The sequence below is a fragment of the Lutibacter holmesii genome (assembly GCF_042679665.1).
GTDB classification, from domain to species: Bacteria; Bacteroidota; Bacteroidia; order Flavobacteriales; family Flavobacteriaceae; genus Lutibacter; species Lutibacter holmesii.
The window spans coordinates 1-4,003 of record NZ_JBHTMV010000008.1 but is presented as its reverse complement, the minus strand read 5'-3'; the positions used below and the strand labels follow the sequence as shown (position 1 = coordinate 4,003).

The following is a 4,003-nucleotide window of genomic DNA, read 5'->3' as shown; positions in this document are numbered from 1 at the left end:
ACTAATACAGTAAGTAATAGTCAAGATCAAACAGATCTTACGGATGTTGATGCAAGTGCTTCAGTAACTGTTTCAAGTGCAGACTTGGTAACTACCAAAGTAGTAGACAATGCAACACCAAATGAGGGAGATACGGTAACGTATACGATTACGGTATTGAACAATGGTCCAAGTGCAGCAACTGGTGTAAGTTTAACGGATAACTTACCAATTGGAGTTACCTATGCAAGTCATAGTACTTTAGAAGGAAATTATAATTCAGGTTCAGGTATTTGGAATATTGGTACAGTTGCTAATGGAGCTACAGCTACATTAGAGATTGTAGCTACAGTAGATGTTGGAACATCAGGATCTACGATTACCAATATTACCACAGCTGCCACAGGAGATCAAAGTGATCTAGTTACTGGAACAGATACCCTTGAAGCACCATTAACAGTTGGTGAGACGTTAGATATTGTGTTGACGAAAGTAGTAGACAATGCAACACCAAATGAAGGAGATATTGTTACTTATACGGTAACAGTAGAAAATCAAGGTCCTGCAACTGCGACTAATTTAATTGTTACAGATGTTTTAGCAAGTGGTTTAAGTTTTGGTATAGCAACACCAAGTGTTGGAACATTTGATACAGCTACTGGAATTTGGACAGTTGGAACATTGGCTTCAGGAATTACAGAGACTCTTACAATTCAAGCGCTTGTAGGAGTAGGAACAAGTGGTCAAGTATTAACTAATACAGTAAGTAATAGTCAAGATCAAACAGATCTTACAGATGTTGATGCAAGTGCTTCAGTAACTGTTTCAGCATCAGATTTAGTTACAACCAAAGTAGTAGATAATGCAACACCAAACGAAGGAGACACAGTAACGTATACGATTACAGTATTGAACAATGGTCCAAGTGTAGCAACCGGTGTAAGTTTAACAGATAACTTACCAATTGGAGTTACCTATGCAAGTCATAATACTTCAAAAGGTAACTTTAATAGAGGCTCAGGTATTTGGAATATTGGTGAAATTGCGGTAGGAGAAACAGTAGAACTTCAAATAAGTGCTATAGTTAATTCAAACACTGGAGGTACAATTATTACAAATTATACAACGGCTGCTTCAGGAGATCAGGTTGATTTAATTACTTCAGGAGATATCTTATTTGCAGCTATTCAAGTAATAAATATGTCTGATGTTGTGTTAACAAAAGTTGTTGACAATGCCACGCCAAATGAAGGAGATATTGTTACGTACACGGTAACAGTTACAAATAATGGAACAGCCGAAGTAACCAATTTAGTGGTAAGTGATAATTTACCAATAGGATTAAGTTATGGAGCAGTAACTCCAACTGTTGGAACTTGGTTAGCACCAAATTGGACTATTGGAACTTTAGACTCAGGAGTAACAGAAACAATTACAATTGAGGCTGTTGTTGGGCCTGGTACAAAAGGTCAAGTATTAACCAATACGGTGAGCAACACACAAGATCAAATTGATTCAAACGTAACACCAGATGATGATACAGAATCGATTACGGTAACAAGTTTAGATTTAATGACTGTGAAAACGGTTGATAATTCAACACCAAATGAAGGTGACATTATTACTTATACTATTGAAGTTACTAATATTCTTGGTGGAAGTGATGCTACTGGAGTTAAAATAATTGATGTATTGCCAATTGGAGTTTCATATGTGAGTCATACAACAAATGAAGGAGCCTTTAATTGGGGATCAGGTTTATGGTCTATTGGAGATTTACCAAATGGAGATACTGCTGTTTTATTAATTAATGCATCTGTAGATTCAGGAACTTTAGGAACTACAATTACTAATACAACAAGTGATGTAATTGCTGATCAGGGAGATTCAGACAGTTCTAATAATAAGGGAAGTGTAGCTATTAATCCTACAGCATTTATAGATTTAAGTTTAACAAAAGATTTTGTTGATGGAATTTCGGAACCTACAATTGGGAATTTAAAAACGTTTGAGATTAGAGTTCTAAATGAAGGTCCTTCAAATGCTACAGGTGTTGAAGTAACAGATGTATTACCTTCTGGATATGACTTCCTAAGTTATAGTTCAACAATAGGAACGTATGATCAAACTTCAGGAATATGGGAAATTACACAAATTGAACCTGGTAATACGGCTGTTTTATTAATAGATGTATTGGTGTTAACAACAGGAGATCATTTAAATTGTGCTGAAATTACGGCAGCAAATGAAATTGATGTAGACTCAACACCAGGAAATGGAGATAGTAGTGAAGATGATATAGATTGTGAGTTTTTCTTCATTGGCGGTGGTGTTAATCCATCTGGCTTAATAATTGAAAAAACAGTAGTAGCCGATAATTTAGAACCATTAGTAAATTCAGAAATTTCATTTGAAATTAAAATTGAAAATACAGGGAAACTAGATCAATCAAATATTGTTGTTTCTGATATTTTACCAGCCGGATTTACTTTCTTAAATTACAGTTCAAGCAGAGGAGATTATGATGAAATATCTGGAGATTGGAACGTAGGAAAAGTGCTAAGAGGTGAAGTTGAAATTCTAATTATTGATGTATTAGTTAACGCAACCGGACCTTATGAAAACTGCGCTACAATTAATTTGAATGGAGAAACAAGTTGTGTGGAAGTAACACCAATAGCAGTGATTGATTTGGAATTAACCAAGGATGTTGATATTTTTGAGCCAACTGCAGGATCAAATGTTGATTTTACTGTTAGTGTAACAAATGAAGGGCCAAGTAATGCAACCGGTGTTGAAGTAACCGATGTTTTACCTTCAGGTTATGTATTTGAAAGTGCAATAGCAACCGTTGGAATATACAATGAAGCTACGGGTGTTTGGTATGTTGGTGATGTTCAAAATGGTGAAACACAATCATTAGTAATTACAGCTAAGGTTGTTGGTTATGGTGATTGGTTAAATATTGCTGAAGTAACAGATGCAAATGAATTTGATATAGATTCAACACCTGGTAATGGAGATATACGTGAAGATGATATGGACAGTGTTTATACAATGCCTATTGTTGACTTTATAATTCCAAATGAATTTACACCAAATGGTGATGGTATAAATGATGTGTTTGAAGTAGGTGGTATTGAAATATTATATCCTAATTTCAAAATGGAAATTGTAAACCGTTGGGGTAATAAAGTGTATGAGTACCAACATAATGGAGATCCAGGAACAACACCAATGTGGTGGGATGGATATTCTGATGGTCGTTGGAATGTTGGAGCAGGTGAATTGCCAATAGGAACATATTTCTATACAATTTATTATAATGATAATGAAAGAGTACCACAAACAGGTTGGGTATATTTAAAAAGGTAATTAGTACAATAAGAAAGAACTCTAAGAGTTCTTTCTTTAATAAACTATTTTAGAAACAAAGTTTTATGAGAAAAATACAATTAATAATAAGTATGTTTATGCTTTTAAGCGTAAGTACTATTTTCAGCCAGCAAGATGCTCAGTATACGCAGTATATGTATAATATGGTTGTTATCAATCCGGCATATGCTGGATCTAAAGGAGTTCCAGCAATTGGTTTGTTAGGCCGTACGCAATGGGTTGGCGTAGATGGTGCTCCACAAACAGCGACGCTTTCCTTTAATTCACCGGTTGGTAAGGCTACAGGATTGGGATTATCAATTATTCATGATGAGATTGGACCAGTTCAAGAGAATAATATTTATGCAGATTTCTCTTATACTATTTTCACTGGAGAAGAAGGTCGTTTAGCGTTTGGATTAAAAGCAGGAGTTACTTTATTAGATATAGGATATTTAGACACTGTTGATCCGGATCCTTTAAACGAGCCGGTAAATCAAGCTTCACCAAACTTTGGAGCCGGTGTTTATTATTATACCAATAAGTTTTATGTAGGACTTTCAGCGCCAAACTTTTTAGAGACCCGTCATTTAGAAAGCGGTAATGGTTATGTAAGTACAGCTTCAGAGAAAATGCACTATTTTTTAAC

General features: G+C 35.1%; 2 protein-coding genes. Both read left to right on the top strand.

The genetic code is table 11. The annotated features are described in order from the left end of the window. Window positions 1–3,354: T9SS type B sorting domain-containing protein (locus ACFQ5N_RS12510; protein WP_386809943.1), on the top strand; the 3,354-nt coding region annotated here is incomplete at its 5' end. Between the two features lie 65 nt (window positions 3,355–3,419). Continuing rightward, window positions 3,420–4,003, top strand: a 584-nt coding sequence (locus ACFQ5N_RS12505; protein ID WP_386809941.1) for a PorP/SprF family type IX secretion system membrane protein, incomplete at its 3' end; no start/stop codon positions are given.